This is a genomic window from Citrobacter sp. R-1.5.2 (assembly GCF_035064245.1).
GTDB lineage: Bacteria > Pseudomonadota > Gammaproteobacteria > Enterobacterales > Enterobacteriaceae > Citrobacter.
In genome coordinates, this window is the sequence record NZ_JASEYC010000129.1 from 1 (window position 1) to 219 (window position 219).

The 219-nt window shown below is 44.7% G+C and carries 1 protein-coding gene; it reads right to left on the reverse strand.

What is annotated here, in order from left to right:
* Window positions 1-158: 158 nt before the first annotated feature.
* A partial coding sequence (locus QMN38_RS27170; RefSeq protein WP_071528444.1) for an IS1 family transposase occupies window positions 159-219 on the reverse strand: 61 nt, incomplete at its 5' end.

Consider the following 219-nt stretch of genomic DNA (forward strand, 5'->3'; position numbering starts at 1 on the left):
ATAGATTCAAGCAAGCCAACTTGTCGTCAAAATCGGTGTTGCAAAAACGGGAGTGACCATAGATTCCGTTTTCTGAGGTGCCCCCTAATAGTGTTCTTCCATTTCGGTAAAAATCCCTACCATGGATTCCCACTCGTCCGGGGGGTAATGACTCCAACTTATTGATAGTGTTTTATGTTCAGATAATGCCCGATGACTTTGTCATGCAGCTCCACCGAT